We start from the raw sequence: 16,923 nt of genomic DNA, 5'->3' as shown, positions 1-16,923 counted from the left end.
CAAATCATACTGGCTATGGCTACTTTTTCTATAACTCCTCATATCTCTTTATAAATTAGTTGCCAAGGTAACTTCATTATATCTTCCCTTCGCCTTTAGGTGAAGGGATTTCTCATCCCCGATAGGGACATTAAAATAACCAAAAAAGGACGCTGGTTTAGATATTATTATGTTAACAATATTGATAACATAGTTAATCATGATAATAGATGCTATGAGATATTTGATCTTAAATCTGCAATTATTAAGTTTCTTAAGATTAATACCAGAAAAGAATTTACTGCTTCCCAAATAGCCGTATGGATAGCTGAAAAATATTCTCAAGAGGCAATACGAAAAGTGCAAACAAGTAACGATAAGCTATTGATGAGCGTTAACAAGATGAGTGACAAAAAAGAAATAGCTATACTTTTGTATAAAAAGGCAATAAAAACGTTATTACGTACAACCATACCAAAAAAACCGAACATTAAGATAATAAAAAATGGTAGCCGAACTAGATATTGTTATATTAATAATATCAATCCGATTTTGATACATCCAAATTTATTAAAGCCATCGAAAATTATAAGAAGCAAGGCCTTACTGCTACAGAAATTACTCAATTGTTGTTAAGTGCTAACGCTAAATAGTTAGTGATTGCAAAAATAGATGACTATATGCCAGCAAAGGTGAGTTTTGCGAAACTCACAGTTAGCAATTCCTAATCCTAATAGGATTTTACAAAAACTATTGCATATTTCTGCTCATTAGTTTATTTTGATTCGCAAACTATGCACAGAATTAATGGATTATTAAAATGGGAATTACTGTATTAAAAAACGAAGGATTGGATTTTCATGCAAGAATCTCTACTCCTTTAAGTGAGATAGATGACGATATTCAAAAAGAATTACTTGATTTAACCAAAAAAGTTAAAATAGCAGGTTTTAGAGCCGGTAAAGTACCTGTTTCAATTGTTAAGAAAAAATACGGTATTTCCGTCAGGAATGATATAATAGAAAGAAGAATTAACCATTCGGTAAATCACGTTATTAAAAAACATAATCTAAATATAATCGGTAGACCCAAAATTGAAGAATTGCAAAACGAACTCGATAAAGCTTTAGAATTTACCGTAAAAATAGAGCTATTACCTAAAATTACTATTCCGGATTTAAAGAAAATCTCACTAGATCGTCCAAAATTAGAAGTAAACGCTAAAGATGTTGAAGAACAACTAGAAAAACTTGCCGCATTAACAAAAAGTTATACTAAAGAAAGTAAAGCAAAAATAAAAGATGGAGATCAGGTTACTATTGATGCAATCGGGTACATCAAGGACGAAACTTTTGAAGGCGGTAAATTAAATGATTTAAAGGTAGTAATAGGTAATAATGCACTTATTCCAAGTTTTGAGAAGCAATTAATAGGTTCTAAAACAGGTAGTGAAGTAGATGTTAATGTTACTTTTCCTGAGAATTACCATTCTAAAGATTTAGCAGGTAAAGATGCTCGTTTTGCAGTACAAATTAAAGCAGTACATACTGCAGAACCTACCGTTATTGATGAGGAGTTTGCTAAAAAATTCCAAAGTAATAGCCTTGAAGAATTGCGTACACATTTTGCTAAACAAATAGAAAACGAATCGGAAGAAGCTATTAATACTATAATGAAAATGAACTTATTTGATAAGTTAGAAAAATTGTTAGATTTTGATGTACCGGAATCTTTATTAGAGCAAGAAAAAAATATTCTAAAATCCGAAACCGATAAAAATAACCAAGATGAATCATTATTAAAAGATAAATCCCCTAAAGAAATAACAGAATATTATAATAAATTAGCCCTACGCCGTGTGCGAATAGGCTTATTACTTGCTGAATACGCAAAATCTAAAAATTTGCAATTAGAGTCTGATGATTTAAGAAAAGTTATTATGCAACAAGCACGTAATTTTCCTGGGCAGGAAAATATGATATTTGATTTTTATAAAAATAATCCTAGTGCAATTGAAGGACTTAAAGGTCCTGCCTTAGAAGATAAAGCTGTACAATATATATTTAATAACGAAATAAAGCTTAAAGAAAAGAAATATACTAAGGAAGAGCTAGAGAAATATCTAGAGGCAGAAGAACAACGTATTACTTTGATTTAAAGTTTATTAATTGTCATTGCGAGCAGTGCGTAGCATTTGCGTGGACCAAAAAAACTACTCGATATCATTCCCGCGTAGGTGAGAATCCAGCATAAAGCAAGATAAATCGAGCTTTTAGTTTTAAAAATTTGCTGTATTTATACTTTTTTTTTGGATTCATGCTTTCGCAGGCATGACATCGGTATCTACACGGGCAATGCCCGTCTTTCTTAGCTCCGGCAATATATTACTCCTGATTTTTATAGTCTTTAAAGCTAGTTTAACTATTTTATTTACCCCTAGATTAGTGTATGTAGAGATAGAAAAAACTTCTTGATTAGTAGCTTGTTGTAACTTATTTATTTTTTCTTGTATTTCCTTATCGGTAAGAACATCACATTTATTAAGACATATGATTTCGATTTTATTTTCTAGATAATCGGCATATGACCCAAGTTCAAGACGTACCGTATTATAATCTACCACTACATCATTACTAGAGCCGTCTATTAAATGTATTAATACATTACATCTTTCTATATGCTTTAAGAATTTATCGCCAAGTCCGTGTCCTTGATGAGCTCCTTCGATCAAACCTGGAATATCAGCTATTACAAACTCTTCGTCATCAACATACACCACTCCAAGATTCGGCACTAAAGTAGTAAAGGGATAATCGGCAATTTTAGGCTTGGCTGCCGTTACAACCGATAAAAAAGTAGATTTACCGGCATTTGGAAGACCCACAAGCCCAACATCAGAGAGAAGCTTTAAGCTTAAATGAATCCACATTTCTTCGGCAATTTCCCCTTCCGTACGCTTTCTCGGAGCTTGATTAACCGACGTTTTGAAATGGCTGTTACCAAGACCGCCGCTTCCTCCTTTAATTATTTCAAAGCTTTGGTCATCTTTAGTGAAGTCATGCAATAATATATTGCCGTCCTCGGAAAAGATTTGAGTACCGATTGGAACATCAAGAACTAATGATTTTCCTGATTTGCCGCTTCTATTTGAACCTTGACCATTTTTGCCGTTTTCTGCGGTAAAATGCTGTTTATATCGATAATTTACTAGCGTATTAAGATGGTGATTACTCCTAAATATAACACTACCGCCACGTCCACCGTCCCCACCGTCCGGTCCGCCTCTGTCAATAAATTTCTCACGATGGAAACTAACGCAACCATTACCGCCGTTCCCGCCTTTTATATATATTTTAACTTCATCAATAAAATTCATATGATTTATATTTTCAACGTCATTGCAAAGGAGTGCGTGGACCGGTTTTCTGTCATTGCAAGGAAATTGCATAGCAATTGACGAAGCAATCCAGTAAAAAATTCTGATTTACAGAATTTTTTTAATTATTTTCTAGATTGCCACATCGCCTATGGCTCGCTCCTCGCAATAACGATTTGGTGTCCACAACAATACCAGCTCACGATAATGTTTACCTCTCCCCGATACCCTTATACTCTCTATGTACATAACCGGTGTAAAGCTGTCTAGGTCTGCTGATTTTTTGTTCAGGGTCTTCGTGCATTTCTTTCCATTGTGCCATCCAGCCTACGGTTCTTGCTATTGCAAAAAGTACCGTGAACATTTGTGACGGTATACCCATAGCTTTATAGATAATACCTGAATAAAAATCAACATTTGGATATAATTTTCTCTCAATAAAATATTCATCTTTAAGAGCGATAGCTTCAAGTTCTATTGCTATTTGTAAGAGTGGATTGTTTTCTAGCTGCCCGAGTTCCTTTAATACTTCTTTGCACGTTTCTTTAAGTACTGCGGCACGTGGGTCATAGTTTTTATATACACGATGACCGAAACCCATTAACCTAAACGGATCATTTTTATCCTTAGCTTTAGCTATATATTTAGGTATCTTCTCAGAACTACCGATTTCTTTAAGCATGTTTATTACCGCTTCATTAGCCCCGCCGTGAGCAGGTCCCCAAAGTGAGGCAATACCCGTGCTAATACACGCAAAAGCATTAGCTCCAGATGAGCCGGCGATTCGGACTGTTGAAGTAGAAGCATTCTGCTCATGATCCGCATGTAGGATAAATATCTTATTAAGAGCATTTTTTATTATTGGATTTACTTTATATTTTGTACAAGGCGTTGCAAACATCATATGCAGAAAATTTTCAGTAAAATCTAACGAATTATCAGGATAAATAAACGGTTGTCCTATAGAATATTTATAAGACATTGCGGCGATAGTTGGTATCTTAGCAATCATTCTAATAGCGGTAAGCTCGTAGTCTGCTTCTTTAAAATTCAGTAAATCAGGATAAAATGCCGACAGAGAACCAACGGCCGCAAGCATAATAGCCATAGGATGAGAAGAGCTACAAAAGGTTTGAAATAAATAGTGTAATCTTTCATTCACTAATGAATGATGAGCAACCTGTTTAGTGAAATTATTATACTGCTCGATGCTTGGTAATTCTCCATAGATTAGCAAATATGCCACTTCTAAAAAATCGCTCTTCTCGGCTAAATCTTTAATATTATATCCTCGATGCCGCAAGATTCCTTTATCACCATCTATATAAGTGATAGTAGACTGACAAGAAGCAGTAGACATAAAACCCGGGTCATAAGTAAAACAATTGGCTTCCGCAGAGACCCTGCTTATGTCAATTACATCCTCACCTATATTTGCTTTCAGTATAGGTAATTTAAATATTTTTCCTCTGATTTTTAATTCGGCAAATTCTGAATCATTATCATTTTCATTGGTCATAATGGATATACCTTATTTTTATACATCAATAAATATAACCCTAATTTAATGAAATTAGAAATGAATTATTATTTATGAGGATTTAAAAATTTTCTATATTGCAATACAAACTTATAATACGTAAAATTTGTAAAGGGCTGGTATTAGGAGCATAAATAATATAATAATTATATACAATCCAAAAGCGTAAGGGTTTATTTGTTAAATCTTCACGTTTACTGCCCATGTTAGGATTATTAGCTAATTTATCAAAAGCTTGTTCCAAACATTCTAGTACGTTATCAGCTGCTCTAATACTATCATTTGTTATATAAAGCCAAATATATTTGATATCTTGTTCAGCGTGGCTAGAAAATAAATTGATTTTTAACTATTGTTTTCTAAATAAGCTTTACGAAAATCACGAATATCTTGTAACGCTTTTTCTCCTGGAATTAATTTACCTTCAGCAGCTTGATCTAAACCAATCTGTATTTCGTGATTAAGCCATGTTTTATAATTTTCAAACTGAGCATTTTGAGAAATATTTTCAGATTTGACCAATTAAACGTAACGCTGCTCTTATAACTTCACTTGAAGAATGGTAAAAGCCGCTTTCTACCTGTCTATTTACATATTTTTCAAGTTCAGGAGTGAAAGAAATATTCACAATATTCCCTTTAGAATAACAATAATTGATATTAGCATAACATTATATGTTATTTCAAGAAGATTTAAGCTTAAATTTTTTTAGTTAATGAGCAAACCCGTATTCACTAAATACTCCTTAATCTTGAGTAAATCATACCAAGAGGTGCGTTTTTGCATAGGTTGGCGAAGTAAATAGGCAGGGTGGAAGATTGCCGTAGTTTCAATAGGAGCGGATAGATATTTATTGGTATAAAAATAATATTCTTGTCTAATTTTAGTAATGCCTGAATTTTTTCCGAGTAAGCTAGTTGTAGCCGTGCTACCGACTAGAATAATTAACTTCGGGCTAATAAGAGCAATATGTTTCTCAACAAACGGTTTACAAATATCGACTTCTTCGAGCGTTGGCTGTCTATTAGCGGGAGGACGCCAAAATACCGTATTAGTAATATAAGCGTTATTTTTTCGTGAAATTCCGATAGCATGTAGCATATTATCAAGTAAATTGCCGCTTTCGCCGCAAAAAGGTATTCCTTTCAAATCCTCAGTACTTCCAGGAGCTTCACCTATTAACATAATTTTAGCTTCCAAATTACCATCACCGAAAACCGTATTAGTAGCAAATTTCTTAAGTTCACAACCATTAAAATTTAGTAGAGATTCTTTGAGTTCTTCGATATTATTAGCGTTATCGGCAAGAGATCTTGCTAGGGTTATATTATCATGAACTTTATCATTAGAAATCTTCCCACACCCTACTTCTAGAGGGAATTTAGACGCCGATCCTAACCCCTCAACCTCACATACTTTTGTGTACGCTGAGGTTCGAGGTGAAGTGTCTCCTTTAAATTCCTCTCTATAAGGAAATTTTGAAAGATTTCTATTCGTATTGAATGCAGTTTTTTTTGTAGACATAAGTTTTACTTGTGACTTTTCAGTTAGTTCAGTATTATTACATACCTTTAATTTCGGTGGGTGCTCAGAGCAGTAATATTCAACACCGATTGCACTTAACCATTTAAGCGTATTACTCATTATCTTAAAATAAAATATGTTAACATATAATGTACCAAACGAACTCAATAACATAAGGCTCGATAAAGCTTTGTCACAACTTCTTGAAAATATTTCTAGAAACCAAATCCAAAAAGCTATTAAAGATTCGCAAGTACTAGTTAATGATGTAATTATTTCTGATCCTGATGTTTTGGTCAAGGAGAATGATGTTATACTATTTTCGTTTAAAGAACCTGAAGAGCTAAAAATTGCAGCAGCAAATATAGCACTTGATATAATTTATGAAGATGATGATTTGATAGTCATTAACAAAGCTGCAGGTATGACAGTACACCCAGGGGCAGGACATCATGACGATACGCTTGTTAATGCATTACTTTATCATACGAAGAATCTATCGGATATAGGTTCAGCAGCAAGACCTGGGATAGTGCATCGTTTGGATAAGGATACTACGGGCTTAATGGTAGTTGCTAAAAATAATACAGCACATATGTTGCTTGCAAATCAGATAGAGCAAAGGCAGGTAATACGGAAATATAAAGCGTTAGTTTGGGGAGTAATTAATCCGTTAGAAGGAGTCATTAAGAATAATATAGGTCGTAGCCGAGTAGACCGTCAAAAAATGACCATATTAAAATATGGCGGTAAAGAAACTGTTACGCATTACAAGACTTTAGAGCTGTTTTACGGCGGTACTATTAGTATGGTGGAATGCAGACTTAGTACCGGTAGAACTCATCAAATCAGGGTGCAGCTAAGCCATTTAAAGCATTCGGTGGTCGGCGATCAAACTTACGGTAATAATGACCGAAAAATTGCTTATTCTCCTCCTGAACTAAAAGCAAAATTAATCGATTTTAAACGCCAAGCCCTGCATTCTTGGTATTTAAGCTTTACCCATCCGACTAGTAATAAGATTATGGAATTTTTTTGTGAGCTGCCAAGGGATATGGAAGCTATTATAGCCACCGATGTATTGCACAAATTTACCGAGCTTAAGAAACAAGCTCCTTTGGGTAGTGTAGAATATATTTTAGAGATGAAAAATCTAGGTAGAAAATGAGGGGATTGCAAAATAAAGATTGATAAGAGATAAAAAGCAGATATTCTATTAAGAAAAAGGAAAGCTAATGGAATATTGTAAATGGTGCGGTAATAAGAGTTTAGTAAAGAATGGTCGGACGTCAAAAGGAGTACAAAGATACAAGTGTAAAAGCTGCAAAGGGACATATCGTATAGGAGATAAACGTATAAAATATGGATTAGAAAAAAGAATAAAAGTAATAAAGATGTATCTTGAAGGCATCGGAATAAGATCAATAGAAAGATTAGAAGAAGTGTTGAGCACATTGATAATATACTGGATTCGTCATTTTGCAGAATTAATACGCAAAAAACTAAGAAATGTAAATATACCGGAGAAATTAGAGGATATTGAAATATTAGAAATAGACGAATTATTTACGTATTATAAAAAAGAAAAATCGAGCCTATGTCTGGCGTGCTGTTGACAGAAACCGGAATAAAATTATTGCTATCGAAGTAAGTGAAACTAGAGATTTGTATTGTTATTTAGGTATGGCTACTCGTATATAGAAATTGTATAACATTAATATATTATGCACTGATGCGTATGATGTGTACGGCAAATATCAGTTGGTTTTACAACACGTTGTAACTAAAGCGGAAACTGCTTTGGTAGAGTCCAAAAATTCTTTAATCAGACACTATCTTGCTCGCTTTAATAGGAAAACTAAACAATATAGTAAAGCTCTTGATATCATTGAGAACTCATTACTACTTACTTTTTAATAAAAATTAATTACTATCATTCTTTACTTAGCAATGCCAAAATGGGCACTTGACATAAATTGTATTACAATTATAATTACACTATGTGTTTATAATTGTAATACTTAAGAGTTATGTCTGCACTTACTGTAAGATTGCCCGATGATTTAGCCAAGGAAGTAGCTCAAAGGGCTAAAAAACTTCATATTTCACGTAGTCAGTATATTAGAAGATCTATTGAAACTATGAATAAAAGCCTATATGAGCAAGAAAGGAAAGAAAAATTATTTGCAATTAGTATGCGTACAAGACAAGAAAGCATGAAAATAAATTCCGAATTTTCGAATATAGAGCATGATCCTGAAAATTAACCTCGGAGAAATTTGGCTTGCCGATTTAAATCCTAGAGTCAGTAGTGAGCTTGGTAAAACAAGACCTGTATTGATTATCCAAGATCAAGTACTATTGGATGCAAATCACCCTTCTACTTTAATCATCCCTCTCACAACTAATTTAATAGCTGATGCTTTCCCTTTACGAATTCGTATTAAAGCTCATAATAAATTAGAAAGAGATTCAGATCTTTTAATAGACCAAATACGTAGTATAGATAATAAACGCTTAATTTTAGGACCTCTAGCTATTTGTAGCCCCCTAATTATGAAAACAATATATAAAGCAATATTAGAAATTATAGGATTTGGACCTGTTCCGTGCAATATTCTATAAAACAAGCCTTGAGTAAAGCATCAGATAAATTAAATAAAATAGGTATCAATCCGCCGCAATTAGAAGCACGAATTTTACTTCAGCATGTTATAAATAAACCTATTGAGTATTTGCTTATTAATCTTGATGAACAGTTAAGTGAAGCTGAGATAGAAGCTTTTGAAAAATTGTTAGAGAGAAGATTAAAGCATGAACCTATAACATATATTACAGGCGTTAAAGAATTCTACTCACGTGAATTTATTGTTAATAAACATGTGTTAATTCCTAGAAGTGATACTGAAATTTTGGTGGATGTTGTGTTGCGGCGTTATTCCCATAGACCTCAATGTCATTCCCGCGAAAGCGAGAAGCCAGAAAAAAAGAAACTGGATTCCGTGGTCAAGCCACGGAATGACAGCATACTAGAACTCGGTACAGGTAGCGGCTGCATTGCTATCAGTCTATTATGTGAGTTACCGAATGCTAATGTAATTGCAACCGATATAAGCCTTGAAGCAATAGAAGTTGCTAAAAGTAATGCCATAAAACATCATGTAACGGATCGCATTCAGATTATTCACAGTGATTGGTTTGAAAATTTAGGAAAGCAAAAATTTGATGTTATAGTTAGCAACCCACCATATATATCACACACCGAAAAATCAGAAATGGCACTTGAGACACTGAACCACGAGCCGCATTTTGCATTATTTGCTGAAGAGGACGGCTTGCAAGTTTATCATATAATTGCTAAAAATGCCAAACCATTCTTAAAACCAAACGGTAAGATTATATTAGAGATAGGGTTTAACCAAGCAGAAAAAGTTAGCGAAATCTTTTTGAATTACGGCTATAATATCGACAATATTTATAAAGATTTGCAGTCGCATAATAGAGTAATAGAAATATCGTCTATTACTCTCAATCGGTCATATGCAAGGCAAATCGGCAAAAGCTTATCAGGAGTACAACAGAATTTATTAGATAACGAACTACCGAAATATTTATTTTCCAAAGAAAAACTTGAAAGCGAACAGCGTAAAGTATTTCTTGAGATAGGTTTTGGTATGGGTGAGCATTTCATTAACCAAGCTAAAATGAATCCTGATACACTTTTTATTGGGGTAGAGGTATATTTAAACGGAGTTGCAAATGTTTTAAAACTTGCTGCTGAGCAGAATATCAAGAATTTTTTATTATTTCCGAATAATTTGGACTTAATATTAAACGATTTACCAAATAATAGTTTAGATAGAATTTATATTTTATTTCCCGATCCATGGATAAAAAATAAGCAAAAAAAGAAACGTATTTTCAATAAAGAGCGTCTTAAGGTTTTACAAGATAAGCTAAAAGATAACGGTAATTTAGTATTTGCTTCTGATATCGAAAATTATTTTTATGAAGCAATTGAACTAATAAAACAGAACGGTAATTTTGAAATTATGAATAACGATGATTATCTAACCTCACATGATAATTATGTAATGACCAAATATCATCAAAAAGCTATTAAGGCGCATAGAACGCCGAAATTTATGATTTTGCGGCACGTTTTAGGCGATCATTAATTGCAGCACCAATATTTGCTTGAGGTATAGGAGCAACTGCTATACCTCTTACATCATGAGCTGCAGCATAATCGTCAAGAATTCTTAAATACGCATAAAGATTTGCAGCAGCTTCTATAAGATTGCCCTTGGTACTGAGATTTAATGAAAATCTTCCCGTAAGATTGCTATTGCCAAAATTTAAGCTGATTTCTTTATCCTCTAAATTTATAGCATTTAGCCTAACCGGTACTTTTGGTGAATAGTGTTTTGCAAGCATGCCGGGAGCTTTTATAGCACTTGTTTCTGATGCTTTTAAAACTTTTACCCTAAGTACTTCTTCTAAAATTTCAGCAGTTATAAACCCTTCTCTAAGAATAGTAGGAGTAGCGGTTGTAGTATCAATTATAGTTGACTCTAGCCCATATTCAGATTGATAGATTTCAGGTGCTAAAATAACAATTTCCTTATTATCCTTAAAATGTTTTGTGACATGCTCAGCGTTAGTCGGACTAATATAGTTTGAAGGGTTAGCACTTGGGGCGGCTATAGGTACGCCTGATTGTCTGATAAGCTCTAATGCTACATGGTAAGACGGTATCCGAAGTGCTATGGTATTTAGTCCTGCAGCTACACTAGGGGCAATATTGGCATTCTCTTTTAAAGGGACAACTATAGATAATGGTCCAGACCAAAATTTTTCTGCTATTTTTATAGCTAAATCATTAAACTCGCCTATTTCTTTTGCTTGCTCTATGGAGAAGACATGAACAATAAGCGGATTACTAGCAGGACGATTTTTAAATTGAAAAATCTTTAAACAAGCTGTATTATTAGTAGCATCCGCTCCGATTCCATAAACTGTTTCGGTTGGGAATACTACTACTTTACCTGATTTTATAAATTGAACTGCTTTACTGATCATTATTTAGTTATTTTGGTTTTGTTATATATCTGCTTCTCGATGTCATTCCCGCGGAAGCACATGTGTGTCAACTTAAGGCGAGTTTTACTGGATGTCATCCCTACGAAAGCAGGGATCCATGCTAAAAAATCTTTAAAGTTAAGCTTTTAAAAAGCTTAACTTTAATGGATTCTCACTTTCGCGGGAATGACATAGGAAAGTTTTAGTCATAAGCGGTTAAACTTAGCAATTTTATTTAATAACTCGCAAAAATTTTGTAATAACGATAAACGATTTTGAGCGATTTTTGGATCAGGATCATTAACTAATACATTGTCAAAAAAGCTAGTAATAGGAGTTAATAGAGACGATAATAAATTTAAGGCTCTCTTATAATCTTTATCAGCTATACTATCTATAATCTGTGGAGAAATTTTTTGGATTACTTCAAATAATTCTTTTTCAAGCTGTGTACTAAAGAGACTCGCATCAACTAAGCCGGTAATTTTCTGATTACCGATTATATTGCTAGCTCGTTTGTAAGCATTTAATAATTGCTTGCCTGCGTCTTCTATTAAAAATTCTTTTAACGTCTCAAGCTTAAATTTTGTATCTACTAAATTTAAGTCAAGAACAGCATTAATTAATAAAATATCATATTCATTTTTAAAGTAAAATTTTGCTCTTTCTTCAAAGAAAGATATTATTAAATCTTTATCTGCTGAATTTCCATATAACTTTAAGGCAAAAATAATTAAATCATTAAAATTTAGTTCTAATTTATTTTCAAGTATTATTCTTATTATACCAAGAGCTTGACGTCTTAAGGCATAGGGGTCACCTGAACCTGTTGGAGCTTCGCCTGCTATCATCAAACCTACTAGACTATCTAGCTTATCGGCTAAAGCAAGCAATGCCGCATTTCCGCTTGCTACATTGTCACTCAAACCTTGCGGTTTATAATGGTCTCTAATTGCAGCGGCTATTTCTTCATTTAGCCCTTCATATTTTGCATAATAATAACCCATAATACCTTGCAGATCAGGAAATTCTCCAACCATCTCGGAAACAAGGTCACTTTTGCAAAACTTTGCTGCCATAATTAAATCTTTATTATTTGGAGCTATATAATTACAAATATCGGTTATGTGTTCAATTTTTTCTCTTAAGTTACCAAGTTTTGCATGAAATGTTACAGCTGCTAATTTACCTAATCTTGATTCTAAAGTTTTAGCTATATCTTGTTTATAAAAATATAAAGCATCGGAAAGTTTTGCCGATAGTACTTTTTCATTACCTTGAATAACGAGTTCAGCATTTGCAAATCTACCATTACTAACAAAGAGAAAATATGGTGCAAAATTTCCTGTTTTATCAAATAAACAAAAATATTTCTGATGCGTACGCATCGAAGAAATAAGTACTTCTTTAGGTAGCTCTAAGAATTTTTGCGGGATTCTTCCAAGCAATACGACAGGAAATTCGCTAAGTCCTGCTACTTCTTCTATTAAACGTGCATCTTCTTTTATATTTAGATTTTGAGCATTTGCCTGCTCTAATAAGCCGGTCTTAATTATTTCTTCTCTCTTTATTCTTTCTAAAACAACGTTATTTTCTAAAAGCTTATTTCTATAATCTTCAAAATCTGTTACTTCTAATTTTTTATTATCAGTAAGACGATGCCCGTACGTAATATTATTAGCGGTTAAATACCCAAATTGCAGTGGTAGTACTTCGCCATCAAATATACATAAAATATTTCGCAGAGGTCTAATCCATTTTATTTTGTGATCACCCCAAAACATTGATTTTGCCCAGCTATATTTATTAATAGCCTCTATAATAATCTTCGGCAAAATCTTTTTTATTTCTCTTTCTTCTGTCTTTTTGACAAAGAAATAATATAGCTGATTATTAATTAATTTAGTAGAAAGCTCTAATTTACTCACATTATGAGCACTGCAAAAGCCGTTAATAGCGGCTTCCGGAGATTCTATGCTTGGTCCTTTAATTTCTGCCTCTTGTGGCAAAGTGACCTTTGGCAAATGGGTAGCATGCAGCGTTATCCTGCGAGGTCCTGCAAATACTTGTACTTTTGCAAATATTTCGCTTTCTGCAAAAATGTGTGTGAATATATTTAAATAACCCTCTTCAGCGTTTTTTTGCATAAATGCAGGTATTTCTTCACTAAATAGCTCTAATAATAATTCACTCACCGCTTAACTCCAACCATTTCATACAACAAATTCTAGCTAAATGACGCACTCTTAAAACATAAGAAGCACGCTCCGTTACACTAATTACACCTAACGCATTTAATTGATTAAAGTAATGACTTGCTTTAAGGCATTCATCATAAGCCGGCATAGGTAAGTTTGCCTTCACTAGCCTCTCGCATTGTGCTTCACTATCTTTAAAATGTCTTAGCAACATCTTGCTATCGGCAAGCTCTAAATTATATTTCGAGAATTGCCGCTCAGCCTCGAAATCTACTTCACCGTATTTTAAAGCTTTTTCACCTATTTGCCCGTTCCAATCAAGTGCTTTTACTTCATCAACGCCTTGGATGTATAATGCAAGCCTTTCTAAGCCATAAGTGATCTCACCCACAACGGGACGACATTCAATCCCACCGATTTGCTGCATATAAGTAAATTGTGATACTTCCATACCATCGCACCATACTTCCCAACCAAGCCCTGAGGCTCCGAGCGTCGGTGACTCCCAATCATCTTCAACAAATCTGATATCATGGGTTTTTAAATCTATCCCCAAACATTCTAAACTTTTAAGATATAAATCTTGAATATCATCCGGCGACGGTTTTAAGATAACTTGAAACTGGTAATAATGCTGCATTCTGTTGGGGTGCATGCCGTATCTGCTATCGCCTGGTCTTCTTGATGGCTGAACATATGCAACAGACCAAGGTTTAGTACCAAGGCATCTAAGCACCGTTGCAGGGTGAAACGTACCGGCTCCGACATAGGCATCGTAAGGCTGTAATATGCCGCAACCATAATCCTGCCAGTAATTTTGTAATGTCAGAATAATTTGTTGAAATGATAGTTTGTTCATAAGAAGTTATTATAGTGAGGAATAAAATTTTGATCAGTCAATAAGGATTAAATATTTTAATGTTAAACATATTATAATGTTTGGTATTTCTAGTAACTAATATCATATTATTTTGTTTGCTTGTGCTGCTATTAAAACATCAATTGCATTAGTACCGTCTATGCTCGTTAATGCATCCCATTCTTCACATATTTCTTTGTCAATATCAAGAATTCTCTCATTATAATCTATTATTCTTTCTAACCATTTCTCTAACTGTAGACTTGCTATTTTATCTTTCTTTGCTAATTTTGATATTCCCTTTCTTATCTCACCTATGGTTATACAACTTAAGTATAACTGGCTAAAATGAACAATTGCAAACCATGCTGCTACTTGAGAATTAGTTTTTTCTTTTGGATTTCAGATACAACATTAGTATCTAATAAATATTTCATAGCTCAAAGTCTCTCGCTTTTCCTTGGGCTCTCTCAATAACCAAATCATCTGTCTTAGGTATGCTCAACAAATATTCTTTAAAATCAGGTTTTTGTTTAGTAAGTTGTTTATAGTCTTTTATACTCATAATTACAACTGCGTCTTCACCTCTTTTTGTAATACATTGAGGAGTGCCATGCATGGCAATATCAATAATATTACTTAACTTATTCTTTGCTTCGTGTAACTGTCATTTATTCATAATAAAACCCTAATATAGCTAGATTGTCTAGATTATTATAATATAAAGATTTAAAAAATAAAATATTGTTTATTAATTTGAGAGACTAATAATACTCCTTGCCGATCTCGATCTTAGGGCGATCATTTGCTACTCGCCAATCGTTAGTATCACGGAAAGAATAAACACAACCGCAAAATTCTTGCTTATAAAAATGCTCTTCTTTAGCGATTTCATACATACGACTAGCACCGCCGTCTTTACGCCAATTATAAGTCCAATAGGTTATCCCCTCATAATGAGATGCCGCCCTAGTTCCTGATTCATTAATTTGGTTCATATCTTTCCATCTAGAAATACCAAGCGAGCTAGTTATAACTTTAAAGCCATGCTCATAAGCATATAAAGCCGTACGCTCGAAACGCATATCAAAACACATTGTACAGCGTATACCTCTCTCAGGCTCAAATTCCATCCCTTTAGCTCTTCTAAACCAATTTTGCGGATCATAATCTGCGTCAATAAATTCTATATTATGCTTCTCAGCAAACTTAATATTTTCGTTCTTACGAAGCTCATATTCTTTTTTAGGGTGAATATTAGGATTGTAAAAAAAAAGCGTATATTTAATGTCACTCTCTATCATTTTTTCCATTAAAGGACCAACGCAAGGAGCACAACAACAATGTAGTAAAACTTTGCTTTCACCGTTTGGTATTTTAAAAACTTCGCTCATCATAGAACCTAATTTACCAAATTCTTTTTATAAGTTTCTTTGTAGAATTTTAGAATTATAGAAGATAACAAGGCAAGTGCAATTAAATAATATGCAATAGCATAATTGTCTCCGGTAACTTTTGTTAATATCATTGCTAACATTGGAGCAGTACCACCAAATATAGCAGCTGCAAGGTTGTATGAAAGTGCAACGCCGGTAAATCTTACACTAGTCGGGAATATCTCTACTAAAACCGTTGGGATAGGTCCCATATAAATAGCGATAATTCCGGCAAATATTACTTGAGATATTATAGCTAAAGTAAAATTCATTGATCCTAAGGCTACAAAAATAGGATAGACTGATAAAATTAACAAGATAATCCCCCATATTAGTACAGGACGCCGCCCCACCTTATCCGAAACATACGCAGATATAGGAAATACTGTCATCATTACGATTAATATTATACTACTAACAATTGTGCTTTGCTGATTAGTATAACCAAGCGTTTGCATAAAATTACCGATAAAAACCGTAGAAGTATAAAAAGGAGCAGTTACGGTAATATAAAGACCAAGTGCGATAATAAGTTCTTTTGGAGATTTAGTTAATGTTGCACGCAAAGGAAAACGTGTTAACCTGCCGTTCTCTTTAGCTTTTTTATAAATAGGACTTTCTGCTAAATTTTTTCTGATATATAGACCACCTATAGAGCCAATAAACAATCCTGCGATAATAAGGTATTCTCCAACCCCATTCAAATAGCATATCGGCAGGCATAAAATAAGAAAAACCAGCAGCGGTTAGTAGCCCAAGCAGCATACCGCCACACATACTAACAAACGGGGCACTTCCTGCAATCATACGCGTCAAGTTAAGGAAAGTAAGTAAGCAATTTGCAAGGAATTTGCTAATTGCAACTCTGTTAGCTAGAAAAAATGATATTTAAAAAGGGAAGTGAAGAGTATAAGTATTAGCACTGTAAC

General features: G+C 33.7%; 17 protein-coding genes and 5 pseudogenes. 8 read left to right on the top strand and 14 right to left on the bottom strand.

From position 1 onward, the window contains the following. Window positions 1-99 precede the first annotated feature (99 nt). Both ACKTSD_RS01280 and tig read left to right on the top strand, forming a co-directional pair. Window positions 100-615 (top strand): hypothetical protein, encoded by a 516-nt coding sequence (locus ACKTSD_RS01280; protein WP_412707643.1) that lies wholly within the window; start codon window positions 100-102, stop codon window positions 613-615. A gap of 184 nt (window positions 616-799) precedes the next feature. Next, window positions 800-2,137 carry a trigger factor gene (gene tig / locus ACKTSD_RS01275; protein WP_412707642.1) on the top strand — a complete coding sequence of 446 codons (1,338 nt, stop codon included), beginning with the start codon at window positions 800-802 and terminating at the stop codon, window positions 2,135-2,137. Between the two features lie 237 nt (window positions 2,138-2,374). On the opposite strand, the pseudogene obgE reads toward tig, so the two are convergent. The 7 genes and pseudogenes from obgE to ACKTSD_RS01240 form a co-directional block, all read right to left on the bottom strand. After that, a pseudogene (gene obgE / locus ACKTSD_RS01270) lies at window positions 2,375-3,355 on the bottom strand (GTPase ObgE); the annotation flags it as partial. 62 nt (window positions 3,356-3,417) lie between these two features. Further along, window positions 3,418-3,501, bottom strand: a pseudogene (locus ACKTSD_RS01265) (lytic transglycosylase domain-containing protein); the annotation flags it as partial. A 65-nt stretch (window positions 3,502-3,566) separates the two neighbouring features. After that, window positions 3,567-4,874, bottom strand: a complete 1,308-nt coding sequence (locus ACKTSD_RS01260; RefSeq protein ID WP_412707641.1) for a citrate synthase — start codon at window positions 4,872-4,874, stop codon at window positions 3,567-3,569. An 82-nt stretch (window positions 4,875-4,956) separates the two neighbouring features. Continuing rightward, complete coding sequence (locus ACKTSD_RS01255) at window positions 4,957-5,169, bottom strand: type II toxin-antitoxin system RelE/ParE family toxin (protein ID WP_412707646.1); 213 nt, start codon at window positions 5,167-5,169, stop codon at window positions 4,957-4,959. 71 nt (window positions 5,170-5,240) lie between these two features. Beyond that, window positions 5,241-5,417 carry a transcriptional regulator gene (locus ACKTSD_RS01250; protein WP_412707640.1) on the bottom strand — a complete coding sequence of 59 codons (177 nt, stop codon included), beginning with the start codon at window positions 5,415-5,417 and terminating at the stop codon, window positions 5,241-5,243. Then, window positions 5,404-5,523, bottom strand: coding sequence for a type II toxin-antitoxin system ParD family antitoxin (locus tag ACKTSD_RS01245; RefSeq protein WP_412707639.1), 120 nt, complete (start codon window positions 5,521-5,523; stop codon window positions 5,404-5,406). Before ACKTSD_RS01245 ends, ACKTSD_RS01250 begins: the two co-directional genes overlap by 14 nt. A gap of 80 nt (window positions 5,524-5,603) precedes the next feature. After that, window positions 5,604-6,539 (bottom strand): uracil-DNA glycosylase family protein, encoded by a 936-nt coding sequence (locus ACKTSD_RS01240; RefSeq protein WP_412707638.1) that lies wholly within the window; start codon window positions 6,537-6,539, stop codon window positions 5,604-5,606. Window positions 6,540-6,555: 16 nt separating this feature from the next. Between ACKTSD_RS01240 and ACKTSD_RS01235 the strand changes: the two genes are divergently transcribed. The 6 genes from ACKTSD_RS01235 to trmB all read left to right on the top strand — a co-directional run bounded on the left by ACKTSD_RS01235 (window position 6,556) and on the right by trmB (window position 10,597). Next, window positions 6,556-7,587 (top strand): RluA family pseudouridine synthase, encoded by a 1,032-nt coding sequence (locus ACKTSD_RS01235; protein WP_412707637.1) that lies wholly within the window; start codon window positions 6,556-6,558, stop codon window positions 7,585-7,587. A gap of 67 nt (window positions 7,588-7,654) precedes the next feature. Then, window positions 7,655-8,035 (top strand): IS1/IS1595 family N-terminal zinc-binding domain-containing protein, encoded by a 381-nt coding sequence (locus ACKTSD_RS01230; protein ID WP_412707636.1) that lies wholly within the window; start codon window positions 7,655-7,657, stop codon window positions 8,033-8,035. A gap of 127 nt (window positions 8,036-8,162) precedes the next feature. Next, window positions 8,163-8,336, top strand: coding sequence for a hypothetical protein (locus ACKTSD_RS01225; RefSeq protein ID WP_412707645.1), 174 nt, complete (start codon window positions 8,163-8,165; stop codon window positions 8,334-8,336). Window positions 8,337-8,449: 113 nt separating this feature from the next. Beyond that, the gene (locus tag ACKTSD_RS01220) at window positions 8,450-8,686 is read left to right on the top strand and encodes a ribbon-helix-helix protein, CopG family (RefSeq protein ID WP_412707635.1); all 237 of its coding nucleotides are present in this window, start codon (window positions 8,450-8,452) and stop codon (window positions 8,684-8,686) included. Next, window positions 8,670-9,044 (top strand): type II toxin-antitoxin system PemK/MazF family toxin, encoded by a 375-nt coding sequence (locus tag ACKTSD_RS01215; RefSeq protein WP_412707634.1) that lies wholly within the window; start codon window positions 8,670-8,672, stop codon window positions 9,042-9,044. Before ACKTSD_RS01220 ends, ACKTSD_RS01215 begins: the two co-directional genes overlap by 17 nt. Then, the gene (gene trmB / locus ACKTSD_RS01210; RefSeq protein WP_412707633.1) at window positions 9,029-10,597 is read left to right on the top strand and encodes a bifunctional peptide chain release factor N(5)-glutamine methyltransferase PrmC/tRNA (guanosine(46)-N7)-methyltransferase TrmB; all 1,569 of its coding nucleotides are present in this window, start codon (window positions 9,029-9,031) and stop codon (window positions 10,595-10,597) included. The genes ACKTSD_RS01215 and trmB overlap by 16 nt, the downstream gene beginning before the upstream one ends. On the opposite strand, the gene ACKTSD_RS01205 is transcribed toward trmB, so the two are convergent. The 7 genes and pseudogenes from ACKTSD_RS01205 to ACKTSD_RS01175 all read right to left on the bottom strand — a co-directional run. Beyond that, a complete protein-coding gene (locus tag ACKTSD_RS01205) occupies window positions 10,563-11,501 on the bottom strand; it encodes an L-threonylcarbamoyladenylate synthase (protein ID WP_412707632.1) in 939 nt (312 codons plus the stop codon). The genes trmB and ACKTSD_RS01205 overlap by 35 nt on opposite strands. A 206-nt stretch (window positions 11,502-11,707) precedes the next feature. Then, window positions 11,708-13,696, bottom strand: a complete 1,989-nt coding sequence (gene glyS, locus ACKTSD_RS01200) for a glycine--tRNA ligase subunit beta (protein WP_412707631.1) — start codon at window positions 13,694-13,696, stop codon at window positions 11,708-11,710. After that, a complete protein-coding gene (locus ACKTSD_RS01195) occupies window positions 13,689-14,558 on the bottom strand; it encodes a glycine--tRNA ligase subunit alpha (protein WP_412707630.1) in 870 nt (289 codons plus the stop codon). Before ACKTSD_RS01195 ends, glyS begins: the two co-directional genes overlap by 8 nt. 37 nt (window positions 14,559-14,595) lie before the next feature. Continuing rightward, window positions 14,596-14,995, bottom strand: a pseudogene (locus ACKTSD_RS01190) (type II toxin-antitoxin system VapC family toxin). Continuing rightward, window positions 14,992-15,225, bottom strand: a pseudogene (locus ACKTSD_RS01185) (type II toxin-antitoxin system Phd/YefM family antitoxin); the annotation flags it as partial. The pseudogenes ACKTSD_RS01190 and ACKTSD_RS01185, both read right to left, overlap by 4 nt. A 97-nt stretch (window positions 15,226-15,322) precedes the next feature. Beyond that, on the bottom strand, window positions 15,323-15,952 hold the full coding sequence (locus tag ACKTSD_RS01180) for an epoxyqueuosine reductase QueH (RefSeq protein WP_412707644.1): 630 nt from the start codon (window positions 15,950-15,952) through the stop codon (window positions 15,323-15,325). Window positions 15,953-15,960: 8 nt separating this feature from the next. Next, a pseudogene (locus ACKTSD_RS01175) lies at window positions 15,961-16,792 on the bottom strand (MFS transporter); the annotation flags it as partial. Window positions 16,793-16,923: the final 131 nt, after the last annotated feature.

The organism is Candidatus Rickettsia kedanie, assembly GCF_045865205.1.
GTDB classification, from domain to species: Bacteria; Pseudomonadota; Alphaproteobacteria; order Rickettsiales; family Rickettsiaceae; genus Rickettsia; species Rickettsia australis.
Note: the sequence above shows the minus strand (reverse complement) of the source record. Positions and strands in the feature narration are given on the sequence as shown.

Coding starts and splice junctions, on each gene's coding strand:
- ACKTSD_RS01215 (WP_412707634.1), top strand. CDS start 8,670: ATGATCCTGAAAATTAACCTCGGAGAAATTTGGCTTGCCGATTTAAAT.
- ACKTSD_RS01220 (WP_412707635.1), top strand. CDS start 8,450: ATGTCTGCACTTACTGTAAGATTGCCCGATGATTTAGCCAAGGAAGTA.
- ACKTSD_RS01235 (WP_412707637.1), top strand. CDS start 6,556: ATGTTAACATATAATGTACCAAACGAACTCAATAACATAAGGCTCGAT.
- ACKTSD_RS01260 (WP_412707641.1), bottom strand. CDS start 4,874: ATGACCAATGAAAATGATAATGATTCAGAATTTGCCGAATTAAAAATC.
- ACKTSD_RS01230 (WP_412707636.1), top strand. CDS start 7,655: ATGGAATATTGTAAATGGTGCGGTAATAAGAGTTTAGTAAAGAATGGT.
- ACKTSD_RS01195 (WP_412707630.1), bottom strand. CDS start 14,558: ATGAACAAACTATCATTTCAACAAATTATTCTGACATTACAAAATTAC.
- ACKTSD_RS01240 (WP_412707638.1), bottom strand. CDS start 6,539: ATGAGTAATACGCTTAAATGGTTAAGTGCAATCGGTGTTGAATATTAC.
- ACKTSD_RS01180 (WP_412707644.1), bottom strand. CDS start 15,952: ATGAGCGAAGTTTTTAAAATACCAAACGGTGAAAGCAAAGTTTTACTA.
- ACKTSD_RS01205 (WP_412707632.1), bottom strand. CDS start 11,501: ATGATCAGTAAAGCAGTTCAATTTATAAAATCAGGTAAAGTAGTAGTA.
- tig (WP_412707642.1), top strand. CDS start 800: ATGGGAATTACTGTATTAAAAAACGAAGGATTGGATTTTCATGCAAGA.